The organism is Flavobacterium sp. JLP (assembly GCF_015350755.1).
Classification (GTDB): domain Bacteria; phylum Bacteroidota; class Bacteroidia; order Flavobacteriales; family Flavobacteriaceae; genus Flavobacterium.
On the sequence record NZ_JADKPS010000002.1, the window covers coordinates 280,917 to 298,322 of the forward strand.

Below are 17,406 nucleotides of genomic sequence, written 5' to 3' on the forward strand. Positions count from 1 at the left end.
TTTATTTAAATGAATTTTCTTAATTTGTCTGTTCGTTTTGTGTGAATCCAATCTGGCCAAGTTGAAGCATCTTCAGCATCATAAATTCTGATTTTTTGATTTTTATCTTCAATTAATAAATCGTCAGAAGTACATCCTAAAATCATTGCAGCTGCCGCAACACCAGAATATGTAGCGCCGGCAACACCGTGAGACAGCGTACAAGCACCACAGAGAAATAGATTTTTAATTTCGGTTTTGTTTTTATAGGAAAAGGGACCAACTTGGTTTAGTGTTTTTTCAGTTCCGTAGACATTTCCTTTTGTCGAATTTATATAAAACTCGTTGGTTTTTGGAGTTCCTAATTCGGCTTGAATGACGTGCTGTTTGGCATTCGGAATTATCTTTTCGAGATTGTTCATCAGTTTATCTATAATCTTTTCTTTAAACTTTTTATAGTCTTCATTATGATAATCTTCTAACCCATTAAAATCTTTTAGATGATCGTAATTCACATACGTTACAATTTCAAAATTATGATATCGTCCGTTAAAACTTGCTGGATCTTTGAGCGTGGTACAGCTCATAAAAACAGAAGGGAATGAATCTCCAGTGGCAATTGTATCGCTCATTAAATGTTCAAAATTAGCATCGTCGTTTTCATCTTTCATCATCCAGATATTTCCGGAATCAATTCCGTAGAGTGTTACATCTATATCTAGAGTCAAAAATAAAATGAGAGAAGTAACAGAATATTTCGTTTTGTCCAGTTTTTTAAGAAGCGATTTACTTAAATGTTTCTTATCTATTAAATTTAAATAAGTAATGGAAGGATCTGCATTTGAAACAATATTTTTGGCCAATATTTCTTCTCCATTTTCAAGCCTTATGCCAATAGCTTTGTTATGATCGACAATGATTTTGCTTACATTTTGTTTGATTCTTATTTCACCGCCATTTCTCTTTATGCTGTTAGTCATGGCTTTTACGATACCGCCACCACCGCCCATTGGGTAAAAACCACCGTCAAAATAATGGTTCATTACGGAACAATGAACCGGAAAACAGGCTCGGCTTGGAGAAAGTCCGTGATCGCCGCACTGAATATTCAGAACAGCTTTTAGCATTGGATCTTTAACATGCCATCCAATTACTTTTTTTAAAGGGAATAAGGCAAATTTTCCAAAATGCTTCGTTCGAAACGGAACGGTAATATTTTGCCAGAAACCTTTTAATTTAGGAATAAGCTGCAGTTCATAACTCACTTTCTGAACAAGTGAAAGATATTCTTTTATGTTTTTTTCTTCGTGCGGAAAATGAGCAGAAAGTGTTTTTTTAAGATTATCGAGGCCTGCGGGAAGATCGTAAGTTTCGTCTCCAATGAGACAATGCTCGTAGGCATTTTTATTCATTCGGAAAAAAACCATGTCATTGGCAATTCCCAAACCGCGATACAATTCGTTAGTTGATTGTCCTTCTTCCAGAAGTCCTACATAATGAACGCCGGGACTAAAACGTTGTCCTTTTAAGGTAAAACTATGACTCCAGCCTCCAGGAACATAATGTTGTTCGAGTACCAGAACTTTTTGTCCTGCTCTTGCCAGACATATTGCAGTTGCCAATCCGCCTACTCCTGAACCTATAATAATCGTATCAAACTCCTGCATACTTTGCTTTAAGAATTGCTAAAGTATAAAAGAACGATTTTAAATGATATTATTTTACTTTATTTTTAATTGATTCCAAAAATCAAAATAATTAAACCATTGCAGCGGATATTTTTCCAGCATCGATTCTAAACTTTCGATATAGGCTTTTAGTAAACCTTTTTCATCACGGTGTTTGACTACAGCTTCGCGTGCGTATAAGTGATAGTGTAAGTTGGGTTCTTTCATTACATAAACAAAAACTACAGGAACTTTTAATCTGGAAGCAATTAAAAATGGACCGGCAGGAAAGTGGGCTTCCTGACCTAGAATTTTATCAGATAGAGATTTTGTGCCTTCAAAATAACGGTCGCCAGTGAAACAAACCAACTCGTTGTTTGCCAAAGCGGCGTTGATCTCAAAAATATGCGATAAATCGTCTCTGATAATAATAAATTTTACGCTTGATTTTTTGGTGACGCTTTCTAAATAATTTTTAATAGCAGAATGCTCTAAATCTGTAGTGACTAAATTGATCTGAAAATCAAGATCAATTTCGCCAAAAAAATGCTCGGCGATTTCAAAATTTCCAATATGGGCACTAATCAGGACACCGCCTTTTTTCTCTGCCAAAAGTCTTTTCAGGATATCAATTCCGTCAAATTCATAGGTGAATTTATTCCGCATTCCTGCAGAAATGGAAATTTTATCAATAATGGTTTGCCCAAAAGTAAAGTAACTTTTGAAAACCATTTTTTTAGCTTTGAAATTGGAGTACTGCAGTCTTTCTTTAAAATAATAAGAAATGGCTTTGTTGCTTTTCTTTAGAAATAAAAAATAATAAGAAGCAACAAAATAAAGTAAAACATAGGCAGCCCTTATACCTGCTTTTTGTATTAAAAAAACAAATATTCTATACCCTAAAACAGTTCCTTTTGATTTGCCATCCCATTGACTCATTAAGCAGCTTTAGCTTTTAATTTGTTTTCAATGAGATCGTAAAAGTTTTGAAAAGAAGCAATTCCAACGAAATCAACTTCAACCAGCTTTACACCAAAGTTAGCTTCAATAGAAACTACCAAATCTACATAGTCTAAGCTATCTAATCCAAGTGTGTCTTTCAAATTAGCATCCGGTTCAATGTCATCATTGTCAACTTCAAATTCATCAACCAAAAAACCATTAATTTTTGCTATTATCTCTTCTTTATTCATCATTCAGTTTAAACTTTTTAACAACCAACGCAGAGTTGGTTCCTCCGAATCCGAAGGAATTGGACAAAAATATGTCAAATTTTTTGTTTAAAGTAGTTTTGACCAAATTTAATTTAGAAGCATCTTCATCTGGATTTTCCAAATTGATGTTTGGCGCTATAAAATCGTTTTGCATCATGAGGATAGAATAGATCACTTCGCTGGCTCCAGCCATCCAACATTCGTGGCCAGTCATTGATTTTGTAGAACTTACGTACGGATTTTTTTCTCCAAAAACTTCAAAAATTGCTTTTGCTTCATTACCGTCTCCAACCGGAGTTGAAGTAGCGTGTGCATTAATATATTCGATGTCATTTGCTTTTAATTGAGCATCATCAAGCGCTCGTTGCATGGCTATAGACGGGCCTTCAACGTTTGGTGTTGAAATATGACCGCCGTTTGATGAGAATCCGTAACCCACAACTTCAGCAATAATATTTGCGCCTCTTGCAATGGCAGATTCGTAACTTTCGAGAATTAAAGTGGCACCGCCGCCACTCGGAATCAATCCGTCACGATCAGCATCAAAAGGTCGAGAAGCTTTTTCCGGATCATTTTCTCTAGAAGAAAAAACACCCAAACCATCAAAACTGCTCATTGCATATTTGTTGATTTCTTGTGCGCCTCCGCAGATAATAATATCCTGAAAACCACTTTTTATTAAGAAATAAGCCAATCCAATAGAATGTGAACCGCTCGCGCAGGCCGCACTTATCGTAAGATTGATGCCTCGAAGTTTAAAAATCGTTGAAAGATTCATCGTAACGGTAGAATTCATCGATTTAAAAATCGCTCCAGAACCAATTAAAGCGGTGTCTTTTTTCTCACGAACAATATCTGTGGCATCAATAATTGCTTTAGAAACACTGTCATTTCCGTACATAATACCCACTTCGCGATTGTCAAAAAAGGCATCATCGATATTGGCATTTTTCAAAGCTTCGATTGTAGCCATATAAGCATACTCGGTTTCTTCACCAATGCTCATACGCTGTCTTCGCGTCAATAAATTTTTAAGATCTGGTTTCGGAACCACTCCTGTTAAGGCAGATTGAAAACCAAATTCTTTTCTATCAGAATCAAACTGAATACCAGATTTTCCGTTGTATAAAGATTCCTTTACTTCATCTAAAGAAGTTCCGATACAAGAATAAATTCCCATTCCAGTAATTACAACTCTTTTATTCATCGTCTTTCAAGTAATTTTTTATCCGTTACGTGTAATTTTTAAACACATAGAAACACAGCTTTTGTAACTCAAAAAAAGGCATTTCACTTATTTTAAATTAACATAGTTTTCTATGTGGAAAGAAATGTATTTCTTTTTTGTATTCTTTATTCCATAGAAAACCTAGGTCTCTATGTGTTAGAATTTTAAGAATATATTCCTCCGTTTATATTAATAATTTCTCCGGTAATATAACTCGATTTTTTAGAAATCAAAAAGCTTACCAAATCTGCTACTTCTTCGGCTTCGCCAAAACGATTTACCGGAATAAGTTTTAATAATTCTTTTTCGTCTAATTGGCTCGTCATATCCGTTCTAATAAAACCTGGTGCAACGGCATTAACTGTAATATTTCTTTTGGCAACTTCTTGTGCCAATGCTTTTGTAGCAGCAACAATCGCGCCTTTTGCCGCAGAATAATTGGTTTGTCCTGCAGTTCCTTTTACTCCAGAAACCGAAACCATGTTTACAATTCGGCCATATTTATTTCGAAGCATTTTTTGAATAAAAAACTGCGTTACATTAAAAAACCCGTTTAAACTTGTGTTCACAACGCCGTTCCAGTCTTCGGGAGTCATCCACATAAAAAGACCATCTTTTGTAATTCCGGCATTGTTTACAATTGCTTCTACAATGGCGCTAGGATTTTCTTCCTGCCATTTATTTAAAACAGTTTGAACTTCTTCAAAATTAGAAACATCAAAACCTAAAATTTCTCCTTTTCCGCCTAATCTCTGTACTTCAAGAAGTGTTTCTTGCGCAGCAGTTTTATTGGAGTGGTAGTTAATCAGAATATGATAGTCGGCATCAACGGCTAATTTTTTACAAATAGCACTTCCAATTCCTCTTGAACCGCCTGTTACTAATACACATTTCATTATATATATGGAATTTATTTTTATTGGAAATAAAAGCTATTTCTTCTTTTTAGCTGTTGTTTTGGTTGCTGTTTTTGCCGGTTTTGTTTCTGGTTTTGGTTTTTCAGCAGGAGTTTCAGCTATTTCTCTTTTTTCTGTTTTTGAAAATAGTTCAGCATTGTCAAACCATTGGTTGCTTAATACGGTTCCGTCTGGTTTAAGAAACCCCCATTTTCCTTCATTTTTTACTCTTGCAACGCCATCAATAAATCCTTTATCTTGTTGCGTAAACATAGCAATTAGTGCATTTGCAGTAATACCGTATTGTGTAGGGATTACTAATTTTCCAGATTCATTTATAAATCCCCAATTGCTTTCTTTTATCGGAGCCAAACCGTTTGTACTGAAAACTTCTGCATCATTATAAGTTGGCGGAATAACAAATTCTGCTTTTGGATTTATATACCCCCATTTTGAACCCACTTGTACTGGTGCTAAATTTTTAGAGAAAGCTTTTCCTTTATCGTAAATAGGAAGAATTACCCAATTTCCTTTTATATCAATGTAGCCAATTTTTCCGTTTTTCTTGGCAAATGTCAAATCTTGAGTTTCAAAATCCCAGATTTTTTCTGCACCGTCTACAGGAATAAATTTCCCTGCATTTACGAGTCCGAAAGTTTTATCTTTCCTGGCCCAAGTTGTATTTTTAAAATAGCCTCCAATTTCATCATAAACAGGTTCTACTAATTCTTTGCCGGCAGTATTAATAATTCCCCATTTTTTATTGCTTTCCACTCTTGCATATCCATTTTCAAAAGACTTGATCTGATCGTATTTTGGCTCTAAAACAACAGTCATTTTGTTGTTGATCAATCCTACTTTATTGTTTTGTCTAAAGAAAGCAACACCATCATTAAAATCAAATAATTTATCAGAAGCCGGTGCTTTTTGAATCTCACCTTTTGTATTAATATAAACCCACTCTTTGTCTTTTTGTACAATTGCGATACCGCTGTTAAAATCTTTGGCATCTTTAAAATCAGCCGGAATTATCCAAGTTCCTTTAGCATCTATAAATCCCCATTTTCCGCCATTTTCAACAGCAGCCAAACCTTCAGAAAAACTTCTGGCAGCTTTATATTGAGGTTCAATTTTAAAAGAGCCGTCTTTAGCAAGATATCCAAATTTTGAATTCTTTTTAACTAACGCCAGTTCTTGACTATTAACGAATTGAATGAGTAATAACAATAAAAAAAGTAGTGATTTTTTCATGGATTTAAGATTCAAAATTAATATAATCGGTTTAACTATTTATAAGGTAATCTTTTACTTGTTGAACAAACGGATACATTACCTGATCTTCCTTGAATTCTGGAATTATATTTCGAACATCGCCGTACCATTTTTTAGTAACCGATGAAATTTTATTTTTTTGAGCTAAATAGTCAATCGCCTGAACAATCGTAATCATTTCAATTGCTAATACTTCAAAAGCATTTTCGATAACTTTTGATGTAATCACTGCGGCATTTGTTCCCATACTTACAATGTCTTGATTGTCATTGTTATTTGGAATTGAATGAACATACATTGGGTTCGAGAGCATCTGGCTTTCTGCAGTTGTTGAGGTTGCGGTGAACTGAACACCCTGCATTCCGAAATTAAATCCTAAAGTTCCTAAATTCACGAATGGAGGAAGAATTTCGTTGATTTTTGAATTCAATAAATAATTCAATTGACGTTCTGCCAGCATCGTTAATTTCGTAATAACAATTTTCAGTTTATCCATTTCAAGTGAAATATAATCACCGTGGAAATTTCCTCCGTGGTAAACATGTTTGTTTTTTACGTCGATAATTGGGTTGTCGTTTGCTGAGTTAAATTCGTCTTCTAAAATCGAAGCAACATTATTAATCGTTTCTAAAACCGGTCCAAGAATTTGGGGCACACATCTTAATGAATAATATTCCTGAACTTTTTCTTTAAAAATTTCTTCTGTATTTTCTCCAGAATATAAATGATCTTCTCTTTTGCGGATCAAAGTACTGTCAGAAAGATTTTGTCTCATTCTTAAAGCTACTTCCTGTTGTCCTTTATGTCTTTTGGTTTGATTTAATTCTTCAGAAAAATGATCATCATAAGCCTGCACCAATTCGTTTATAGCACAAGAACATTTTAGAGACCAATCTAATAATTTGTTAGCGTGATGCACATTTACAACGCCAATTCCGGTCATTACAGAAGTTCCGTTGATTAAAGCCAATCCTTCTCTGATTTCTACCTGAATTGGTTTTAATCCTTCAATTTCAAAAACTTCAGGAGTTGGTCTTCTGTCGCCTTTATAAAAAACTTCGCCTTCGCCAATTAAAACTAAAGCTAAATGAGATAATTGAACTAAGTCACCGCTGGCACCAACACCGCCATGTTCAAAGATTAAAGGCGTAATATCTCTGTTGATTAATTCTGCCATCAAATGAATTACAGAAGGATGAACTCCAGAATTTCCTAATGAAAGCGTATTCAAACGAGCCAAAATGGCCGCTTTTGCACAAACCGGACTTAAAGGTTTTCCGGTTCCCGAAGAGTGGCTTCTAATTAAATTATATTGCAGCTGAATTTGGTCTGACTCTTTAATTCGATATTGAGCCATTGGTCCAAAACCAGTATTTACACCGTATATTATTTTATTTCCTGAAAATTCTTTCAGAAAATTAAAGCTTTCGTTTACTCGATTTAGAACTACATCGCTGATGGTAACTTTGTTATTGCCAAAAATTATAGACTCGAATTCTGCTAAACTTAGATATTCATTAATTGTATTCATTAAATTGTTTTTGGTTGTGCTAATTTAATTTTATTTATCAAAATAAATGTAGTTATTTTGATAAGCGCAAATGTAAGTTAATAATCGATAACATTTTTATTATGACAAAGGAGTTTGTTGATGTTTTGGTGATCGGTGCAGGACCTTCGGGATGCGTTTCGGCATCTTATCTTCATAAAAATAACATTAAGATAAAAGTAGTAGAAAAAGCTAGATTTCCACGGCTTGTGGTAGGCGAAAGCCTAATTCCGCGAGTGATGGATCATTTTGCCGAAGCTGAACTTTTTGAAAGCCTCGATGCGATGAATTTCGAGAAAAAATTAGGTGCTCGTTTTATTAGGGGAGAAGAAATTTGTGTTTTCGATTTCAGTCAGAAATTTGGCGAAGGCTGGGATTGGACTTGGCAAGTACCGCGTGCTGATTTTGATAACACGATGGCGGAAGAAGTAATTAGAAAAGGAATTGATTTAGAATTTGAAACAGAAGTTTTGGAAGTTTCTTTTGAAGGAAAAAATTCTAAAACCATTGTAAAAGATGCAGCCGGAAATTTAAAAGAAATTCACGCTAAATTTATTATTGATTCTAGCGGATACGGACGCGTTTTGCCGAGACTTTTAGACTTGGATACGCCGTCGAAACTTGATCCTCATTCTTCGATTTTTACACATGTAAAAGATATTAATCGCCCGGAAGGCGAGGAAGGAACGCAGATTTCATTCGATATTCTGGAAACGGAAGTTTGGTTATGGGTAATTCCGTTTTCTAATGGAAATACAAGTTTAGGTGTTGTAGGGCCAACGGATTTTATCAATTCGCTTTCTGAAAATAAAGACAATGCGGAAGCTTTGAAAAATGCAATTCAGAAGTCTGATTATTATATCAAAAGATTTAAAGGAACGGAATTTTTATTTGAACCGGTAAAACTCGAAAATTATTCAAGAGCCGTTAAAAGAATGTACGGAGATGGTTTTGCTTTGACAGGAAACAGTTCTGAATTTCTAGATCCGGTTTTTTCTTCTGGAGTTGCTTTTGCGACAGAATCTGGAATGCTTGCAGCGAAATTATATATTAAGGAAGCGCAGGGAATTGAAGTAGATTGGGAAACTGAATTTACCGATTATATGAAAAGAGGAATTGCTGTTTTTACCACTTACGTGAAAGAATGGTACACTGGAAACCTTCAGACTTTGTTTTTCCATCAGCCGGAAAATCCAGATGTAAAGGAGAAAATTTGTTCCGTTTTAGCAGGTTATGTTTGGAATGAAGAAAATCCGTTTGTCAAAAAACACGATCACGTGATCAAGAATATGGCATATTTGCTGAATATGCAGAAAGAACAAAGTCAGTCCTGAGTGATCAGGACTTTTTTTGTGGTTTATTGAATTTTTTAAATAATGATTTTCAGTTTTTATATCTTTCCCTATTCAAAATAACATAAACAACACTTAACTTTAAGGTGGATTAATTGTTGATTTAATGGATAAATTAAACTTTAAAGTTGCTTTTTTGGTTTTAAACAAGTAATTTTGCAGTGATTATTAAAAATCATTAGTATGTCTCATAAAGCAAGTGTCATATCTTTTTTACAGGAACTTAAGCAAATAATAAAGACATGGGATATATTTTTTATAGATAGAGCTAAAAATAGTATACAAGATTTAGCAGATATTGGAATCACAGCCAACTCGAGAAAAGAAATAATTGCTCAATTAGAAGTTGAGGATTATAGTGAAGGTCCTCTACCCGAAACACAATTTAATGGAAAAGAATTGTGGATTTTCGGAAAAATAATAAAAACCCAAGACGTTTACATCAAGCTTACTTTGTCCAAAAGTACCAATAATGCGATCTGTATTTCATTTCATAAAGCAGATCATCCTATAAAATTTCCATATAAAATCAAATAGAAGAATTATGAAAAGTCCAATTACAGGTAAAGAAATGACCTTACAAACCAATAAAAAAAGTGTGGTTTTCCGTAAAGAAGAGTTTGAATATTTTCATTTGAGTTATTATTGTGAAGATAGTCAGGAATCATTTACGACAACAGAAATAGACGAGTTAAATCTAAATCAAGTTTATAATCAATATAGAGATAAACATAATATTCTCTTTGCAGATGAAATTCTAAGTATTAGGGAAAAGTATGGATTATCTGCAAATAAAATGTCTCAAATACTGGGATTTGGAGCAAATAGCTATAGGAACTATGAAAAAGGAGAGGTTCCAAGTATGGCAAATGCTAATCTAATTCAAACTATTTCTAATAACTCTATTGTTTTTAAAGATTTAGTTTTAAGAAGTACAGATTTAGAAGACTTTGAAAAAAGTAAAATATTAGTAAAAATAGATGCTGCTATAGAACTAGAATCAGAAACAAATGATGAAAACAAGTTCGTCAGCATGCTCTTTCAAAATATGCTTCCGGATGTTTTTTCAGGTTATAGAAAACCAAATATTCAAAAATTATCGGAAATGGTTGTTTATTTTACAGAAAAACTTTTACCAACTGTAACTATGATGAACAAATTATTGTTCTACGCAGACTTTTTAAATTATAAAAAATCGGGATATTCAATAAGTGGAACTAGGTATATGGCTCATAATTATGGACCTGTTCCTATAAGATTTAACGGAATATTTGATTATATGACAAATAAAAAAATTGTTGATTTGCAAACTGAATTTTATGGTGACTATACTGGAGAGAAATTTATTTCTTCTCCTACTAAAAACTTTAATTCTGAATTATTTAATGAAATTGAATTAGAATCATTAGAAGAAGTCGTGGTGAAATTTAAAAATTGTAATGCAAGTCAAATTAAAGACATTAGTCATAAAGAAAAAGCATGGATTGAAAATGAAAAGGGGAAAAATAAAATTAATTATAATTATGGATTTGATTTAATTCATATTTAAATTATAATGAATTAGATGTTTAGAAGGATTTTCAAATACGTTATTTTTAAGGTAATATAGATTATTAAAAATAAAAAGAGGATATCAAATTGATATCCTCTTTTTGTCTTCAAAAAATAATATAGTAAAAAATTATACTACCAGAATTTAACGTACAATGCCACAATAATCAATAATGTAATTACGATTAAAACTGTAGTTTGTGGTTTTACTTTAAACATTTCAGCGTCTATTTCGAACGCTTTAGGATTTACTTTTGGTCCTGCAAAACTGATTCCGATCATAGCCAGCATTGTAAAGAAGAATGATAATCCCATACAAATGTGGAAAGGAATTTCGAAAGCACCTTTTCCATTTGGATAAGCAGTATATAACAATGTTTCGTTTCCGAACAACATTGGAGCATATTCGTTGAATAATACTGACAATACAAATCCTAAAATCACCCCTACAATAGCGGCAGTTCCAGTAGTTCTTTTCCAGAACATACCAAGGAAGAACATTGCAAAAACTCCAGGGCTGATAAATCCAGTGTATTTTTGAATGTAGGTAAATCCACCAACACCGCCAATTCCTAAGATGTCATTCCATGTAAATAAAACAGCTAAAAGCATTGCAGCAAAAACAGCAATTCTACCAATGTTTACTTGTTGTTTTTCGCCAGCTTCTTTTTGAATGTATTTTTTATGAATATCTAAAGTATAAATAGTCGAGATACTGTTTACTTTTCCAGCTAATGAAGCTACAATTGCAGCAGTCAAAGCCGCTACAGAAAGTCCTTTTAAACCTGTTGGCAAGAAAGTTAATACTGCAGAGTACGCTCCATCTTTTCCTCCAACTAATTGTGGTAAATGTCCATTTTCATATAAAACAAAAGCAGCAATACCAGGCAGCATTACGATTAATGGCATTAATAATTTCAACATTCCAGCAAATAAAATACCTGTACGAGCCGTTTGTAAATCGGCACCAAGAGCTCTTTGCGTGATATATTGGTTACATCCCCAATAGTTTAAGTTGATGATCCAGATACCGGCAAGGTAAGACATCAAACCTGGGAAAGTCAAATATTTGTCGATTTCAAGCTGAGATGAATTTGCAGTTGGTTTCGGGATAATCATTTTGAAATGCTCAGGAGCCTCTCTCATTAAAACTTTGAAACCAGCTATAGCATTTTCGCCTACTCCAAAATATTGTCCAACAGTTGTTAAGGCAATGTATGAAGTTACTAAACCTCCTATAATTAAAACGGCAACTTGAATAACGTCTGTATAAGCAACAACCTTCATTCCTCCTAAAGAGATAAACAAAGCAAATATTGCCAATCCGATCATGATCACGTGAAGGTATTCACCGCCTGCAAGTCCGTTAATAGCAACAGCTCCTAAATAAAGGATAGAAGTTAAATTTACAAAAACATACAAAAACAACCAGAAAACTGCCATAATCAAAGCAGTAGATTCGTTGTAACGTGTTTTTAAGAATTGAGGCATTGTGTAAATCTTATTTTTAAGATATACAGGAATAAACCAAACCGCTACAATAATTAAGGCAACAGCAGCAAGCCATTCGTAAGCAGCAACAGCGATTCCTAAAAAGAAACCTTCACCGCTCATTCCGATAAATTGTTCAGCAGAAATATTTGAAGCAATCAAAGAAGCTCCAATAGCCCACCAAGTTAAATTTCCTTCAGCCAAAAAGTAAGCTTTAGCATCTTGCTCGTCTTGTTTACGTTTTCGATAAACAGTATAACCGTAGACCGAAACTACGATGAAATAAATAATAAAAACCGCATAATCTGCGAAAGCGAGGTTCTGGTTCATTGTTAGTAGTATTTTAAAGGTGATTGTTTGTTTATTTGGTTTTGAAATCATTTTTTAAGACAATTTCCAACCTGGTTTTTTTATTGTTTTATCTGGATTAAAATAAGATATCTGTTTTTATTCTGTTATTTTTTTATGAAAATAAGAACGAAAGCCAAAAGTAAAATAAAATTCTATATCTGCACCATCAACAAATGTGTTTTTTACATTTATAAGCGGTTTGTTATGTTAAATTTTACTTTTGTCTTAATATCTGCTTTTTTATCCAGCATATTTTTAAATGCTTTTGTAATGCACTTCTGATTGCTGTCTTAAAATTTCGGCACTTTTCTCAGGTGTAATATCACGCTGCGATTCGCCTAACATTTCATAACCGACCATAAATTTTTTAACCGTGGCAGATCTCAATAAAGGCGGGTAAAAATGCATATGAAAATGCCATTCAGGATGTTCTAATCCATCTGTTGGAGCTTGGTGAATTCCAGATGAGTAGGGAAAAGAAGTGCTGAATAAATTATCGTATTTTGTTGTAAGCTGTTTTAAAATCTTAGCAAATGATTTTGTTTCTTCTGGTGTTAAATCAGTGATTTTACCAAAAGCTCTTTTGCTCAAAATCATAGTTTCGTAAGGCCAGATTGCCCAGAACGGAACTAATGCCACAAAATGATCGTTTTCGATTACAATGCGTTCTCCTGATCTTAATTCAGCCTGAAGATAATCTTCAAGAAGCGTTCTTTTGTTTTTGTCAAAATAAGCTTTTAGGCTGTTTTGTGTTTTTTCAACTTGTGTTGGCAATGACGACTGCGCCCAGATTTGTCCGTGCGGATGCGGGTTGCTGCAGCCCATCACGCTTCCTTTATTTTCAAAAATCTGAACGTGATTAATATATTTGATATTCCCTAAATCGGTATATTCTTTTTGCCAAGTTCTAATAATGTTTTCAATACCATCAAGTTCCATTTCAGGTAAAGTAAGATCGTGTCGTGGCGAAAAACAAACCACTCTCGAAATTCCTTGTTCTGGTTTTGCTTTAAAGAAAGTATGTTTAATATCTTCTTCAAAAATAATTTCGTCTTGCTTCATTGCAGCAAAATCATTTTCAAAAACAAAGCTGCTTTCGTATTTCGGATTATTCATTCCGTTTGCACGAACGTTTCCTGGACATAAGTAACAGGTTGGGTCGTACTTTGGCAATGTTTCTGTTGTTATGGTTTCATTTTGCCCTTGCCAAGGACGTTTTGAACGATGAGGTGAAACCAAAACCCATTCGTTAATTAAAGGGTTGAAGCGCCTGTGCGGATCTTCGTTAATGTCAAAATTTTTCATTGTAATTTGTTGTGGTATTAAAGTAGTGTTGTTCCATTTGAGATTTTTACATCATAGAATTTTAATTCAATTCCAAATGTATCTAAATAAAGATTTGAAAACTTACTTTTTACCTCATTTTCATTACCTTTTTTTATTAAATTTATAGTGCATCCGCCAAAACCCCCGCCCATTAAGCGTGAACCAATTATAGCATCGTCAGCTTTTGCGGTATCTACAAGCATATCTAACTCTTCGCAGCTCACTTCATATTCTTTCGATAAACCGTAATGTGTTTCGAAAAGCAATTGTCCTAAAAGTTCGATGTTTCCGTTGTCTAAAGCTTCGCATGCTTTTATTACGCGGTTAATTTCTTTTACAACAAAATGAACTCTTTTAAAAACTGTTGGAGTAAATTGATCCTGAATACTTAAAAGCTGTTCTTCAGTACAATCTCTAAAACTTTTAACTTCTGAAAAATGGTTTTTGATGATTGCCAAACCTTGTTCACATTCAATTCTTCTCGTATTATATTCAGATGTAAAAAGCGAATGTTTTACGTTGCTGTCAAATAAAATCAAAGAATAATCTTTGAAATCGGCATTGTGATATTCAAAATCCAAGGTGTTGCAATCCAGTTTTATTACTTTATTTTCAAGTCCGTGTACGCTTGAAAATTGATCCATAATACCACAGTTGATTCCAACCCAGTGTTCTGCTTTTTGTCCTAATAGGGCAATGTCAACTTTTTCAATTTTTATATCGAAAAGTTCTTTTATCCCGAAAAGCATGCCACATTCTAAAGCTGCTGAAGAAGATAATCCAGAACCAACCGGAATATTACTGCTGAAAACACAATTGAAACCTTCAAAAGAAAATCCGTTATCTTGTAATTGTTTAATAACACCACGAATATAATTTGTCCATACGGCATCATTCAATTCGATTTTTTGAGTCAAATCGATTTCAAATTCTTCGTTTAAATCAATGGCGATTATTTTAGATTTTGTGGTATTGTTTTTCTCAAAAGCAAAACAAATTACTTTGTCAATTGCAGCGGGCAAAACGTAACCGTCGTTGTAATCAATATGTTCTCCAATAATGTTGATTCTACCTGGAGAAAGCACAATTTTTTGAGGAGAAGATCCAAAAGATTTCTCAAAAAAGGCTGTGGTGTTTTGTATTAAAATGTCATTCATTATTTTGTAATTGTAATAGTGTTGTCTTTTAGTTTTTCTGAAGTTGCTTTTAAAATTATTTTCTTTTTTAAATCTTTAGTTTTAAGAACAATCGTTGCAATTCCGGCTTCTGACTTTACTGGATTTTGACCAATAATTTCAGCATTTCCTTCGCTTAAAACGAAAGTTACCTCGTTTGTTGCTGTTGGAATAACCGTTCCTTTTGCATCAGTAATTTTAGCGTAAACAAAAACCATATCCGGAAATTCTGAATTAATTTGTTTTGAAGAAAGGTCATAATTCAACTCGATTTTCGAAGCTGTTTCTGGCGTTTTTACACTATTTGAAACCACTTTTTTACCGTTAATAAAACCTTCTGCGCGCAATGTTCCCGCTTTAAATACGGGTACTTTAAAAATAAAAGGTGCATGTTCTAATTTGTCGCTGTTTGTATGTAAAGCTGGTTTTTCTTTAGAAACTAAAATATCATTTAAGTATAAAGCGACTTCATCGCAATTGCTGTAAACTGTAATGTTTAACGGCGATTCTGGTGTCCAGAAATTGGCAATATTTACTGTTGGTCCAGATACTAATTTTTTATCTAAAATTACACTGGCATCTCTCTGACTCTGATAAAAGTAATAAGCAAATTTTGGAATTCTGAAAATATCACTGATTCCAGAACTTTCTAAATCCGGACTGTAACCACGGTTGTAATCGAACATAACCCAGTTTGCCTCTCCAATAGTTTGGTTTCCTTTTCTATTAGAATTAGAAGCTTCTTGAAAATTGTATGCTTGCTGTAAAAGTCTTTTTTCGCCAGCGCTTCTTAATTGTCTTGAAGTTCTTTCCTCTTCTTTTAAATTGGCAAATTCGGTTTGATTGAAACCTGCGTTTTGCGCATAGTATTCCCAATCGCCATATTCTGCAATGAAAATTTTACGATTTCCTTTGTTGTATTTTGTCCAATAATCGGGTGCTTTTGCGTGCTGGCGCGCTGGAATAAACAAATCGTAATTTTCGTTATCAATCCAGCTGGCGCTGTAGTTGTGATCAAAAGGCAATTCTTCTTTTAAGGTTTTGGTTGCTGTTGCCATAAATGCAGCAGACATGTCTGTTTCATTCAATGAAGCTTCCCAAAAAACAATACTCGGATGATTTCGATCTCTTCTCGCCATATCGCGAATGTCCTGATAAGCACTTTTTTGAAAAGTTTCGCCGCCAAAAAACTGCCAGCCCGTTAAGCTGTTCATAACTAAAATTCCCAATTCGTCGCAGGCATTTAGAAAAGCTTCTGCATGCGGATAATGCGACATACGAACAAAATCAAAACCTGCATTTTTAATTTTTACAGCATCGCGATATTGCGCTTCATCAGAAATGGCATATCCCAAATACGGATATTCCTGATGCTCGTTTGTTCCTGTAATGTATATTTTTTCGTCGTTTAAATAATAACCATCAGCTTTTAATTCTGATTTTCTAATTCCGATTTTTTCTGAATAAGAATCAACGACTTTATTATTCGAAAGAATTTGAACTTCCAATTGATATAAATTTGGACTATAAATCGACCATAATTTTGGATTTGCAACCGAAATATTTTGAGTTAAAACCAAATCTGAATCCGGTTTAACCGAAAAATTATTTGATTTATATGCTGTTTTCTTGCCTTTATTATCGGTTAATATAAATTTTAAACTGGCATTTCGTTCTGCTTCAAATTCATTTTTTAAATGAACCTGAACCGTTCCTGAAGCTTCATTTTTGTTTATGGTTTTAAAGTTCACATAAATTCCTCCGCTGGCCACTTTATTAGCATTTACAGCATCTGTAATGTATAATTTTGATGTTGTAATTAAATACACATTTCTGTAAATTCCGCCATAATAATTAAAGTCTAAGTCTTTTAAAGGTTTTCCAGGCAAGAAATCCGGATTGTCTTCATTATTGACTTTTACTTTAATAATATTTTCATTATTGGCATTCAAATACGGCGTAACGTCAACCGTAAAGGGTAAATAACCGCCTTTATGGTTTGTTACTTTTTTATCATTAATCCAAACATCTGCTTCCTGCATTACGCCTTCAAAATAAATAAAGGCTTTTTGATCTTTTGAAATGTTTGTTCTGAATTTTTTCTGATACCAAGAAATGCCTTGAAATTGTTTTATAACTACTAATTTCTCAAGTCGCGCGGTATGCGGAATTGTAACTTTTTCCCAATCTTGAGCTGGAGTTTCTTCTCTTTTAAATTCCCAATCGGCACCAAAATTTACTTTTGTACGCGATTGTGCCTGCGCTCTTCCAAACGAAAAGTTCAGGAGAAATAAGAAGAATATGGATTTAAAAATAAGTTTCATTTTCTTTTTTTTTCTTTCACCATTAAAACAT

General features: G+C 33.6%; 14 protein-coding genes. 3 read left to right on the top strand and 11 right to left on the bottom strand.

Annotated features, from left to right (window positions below; translation table 11 throughout):
* Positions 1-5: 5 nt before the first annotated feature.
* The 7 genes from IRZ83_RS06690 to hutH form a co-directional block, all read right to left on the bottom strand.
* Positions 6-1,646 (bottom strand): phytoene desaturase family protein, encoded by a 1,641-nt coding sequence (locus IRZ83_RS06690; protein ID WP_194567673.1) that lies wholly within the window; start codon positions 1,644-1,646, stop codon positions 6-8.
* Positions 1,647-1,700: 54 nt separating this feature from the next.
* The gene (locus IRZ83_RS06695; RefSeq protein WP_194567675.1) at positions 1,701-2,585 is read right to left on the bottom strand and encodes a lipid A biosynthesis acyltransferase; all 885 of its coding nucleotides are present in this window, start codon (positions 2,583-2,585) and stop codon (positions 1,701-1,703) included.
* On the bottom strand, positions 2,585-2,839 hold the full coding sequence (locus IRZ83_RS06700) for an acyl carrier protein (protein ID WP_029271436.1): 255 nt from the start codon (positions 2,837-2,839) through the stop codon (positions 2,585-2,587). The genes IRZ83_RS06695 and IRZ83_RS06700 overlap by 1 nt, the downstream gene beginning before the upstream one ends.
* Positions 2,832-4,067, bottom strand: a complete 1,236-nt coding sequence (locus tag IRZ83_RS06705; protein WP_029271437.1) for a beta-ketoacyl-[acyl-carrier-protein] synthase family protein — start codon at positions 4,065-4,067, stop codon at positions 2,832-2,834. The genes IRZ83_RS06700 and IRZ83_RS06705 overlap by 8 nt, the downstream gene beginning before the upstream one ends.
* A 185-nt stretch (positions 4,068-4,252) precedes the next feature.
* A complete protein-coding gene (gene fabG / locus IRZ83_RS06710; protein WP_194567677.1) occupies positions 4,253-4,984 on the bottom strand; it encodes a 3-oxoacyl-ACP reductase FabG in 732 nt (243 codons plus the stop codon).
* Between the two features lie 36 nt (positions 4,985-5,020).
* Complete coding sequence (locus IRZ83_RS06715; protein WP_194567679.1) at positions 5,021-6,235, bottom strand: WG repeat-containing protein; 1,215 nt, start codon at positions 6,233-6,235, stop codon at positions 5,021-5,023.
* A gap of 31 nt (positions 6,236-6,266) precedes the next feature.
* The gene (gene hutH, locus IRZ83_RS06720) at positions 6,267-7,787 is read right to left on the bottom strand and encodes a histidine ammonia-lyase (protein ID WP_029271440.1); all 1,521 of its coding nucleotides are present in this window, start codon (positions 7,785-7,787) and stop codon (positions 6,267-6,269) included.
* Between the two features lie 101 nt (positions 7,788-7,888).
* Here hutH and IRZ83_RS06725 point away from each other — a divergent pair, with 101 nt between their 5' ends.
* From IRZ83_RS06725 to IRZ83_RS06735, 3 genes are all read left to right on the top strand, one after another.
* Positions 7,889-9,139, top strand: a complete 1,251-nt coding sequence (locus tag IRZ83_RS06725; RefSeq protein ID WP_194567681.1) for an NAD(P)/FAD-dependent oxidoreductase — start codon at positions 7,889-7,891, stop codon at positions 9,137-9,139.
* A gap of 201 nt (positions 9,140-9,340) precedes the next feature.
* On the top strand, positions 9,341-9,694 hold the full coding sequence (locus IRZ83_RS06730) for a type II toxin-antitoxin system MqsR family toxin (protein ID WP_194567689.1): 354 nt from the start codon (positions 9,341-9,343) through the stop codon (positions 9,692-9,694).
* Between the two features lie 7 nt (positions 9,695-9,701).
* On the top strand, positions 9,702-10,706 hold the full coding sequence (locus IRZ83_RS06735; protein ID WP_194567691.1) for a type II TA system antitoxin MqsA family protein: 1,005 nt from the start codon (positions 9,702-9,704) through the stop codon (positions 10,704-10,706).
* Between the two features lie 137 nt (positions 10,707-10,843).
* Here the strand turns inward: IRZ83_RS06735 and IRZ83_RS06740 are convergent, their stop codons facing one another.
* The 4 genes from IRZ83_RS06740 to IRZ83_RS06755 all read right to left on the bottom strand — a co-directional run bounded on the left by IRZ83_RS06740 (position 10,844) and on the right by IRZ83_RS06755 (position 17,375).
* Entirely contained in the window at positions 10,844-12,529 is a 1,686-nt protein-coding gene (locus IRZ83_RS06740) for a sodium/sugar symporter (RefSeq protein ID WP_029271442.1), read from the bottom strand.
* A 276-nt stretch (positions 12,530-12,805) separates the two neighbouring features.
* A complete protein-coding gene (locus IRZ83_RS06745) occupies positions 12,806-13,855 on the bottom strand; it encodes a UDP-glucose--hexose-1-phosphate uridylyltransferase (protein ID WP_029271443.1) in 1,050 nt (349 codons plus the stop codon).
* Positions 13,856-13,872: 17 nt separating this feature from the next.
* Positions 13,873-15,033 (bottom strand): galactokinase, encoded by a 1,161-nt coding sequence (gene galK / locus IRZ83_RS06750; RefSeq protein ID WP_194567693.1) that lies wholly within the window; start codon positions 15,031-15,033, stop codon positions 13,873-13,875.
* Positions 15,033-17,375 carry a glycoside hydrolase family 2 TIM barrel-domain containing protein gene (locus IRZ83_RS06755; RefSeq protein ID WP_194567695.1) on the bottom strand — a complete coding sequence of 781 codons (2,343 nt, stop codon included), beginning with the start codon at positions 17,373-17,375 and terminating at the stop codon, positions 15,033-15,035. Before IRZ83_RS06755 ends, galK begins: the two co-directional genes overlap by 1 nt.
* Positions 17,376-17,406 lie beyond the last annotated feature (31 nt).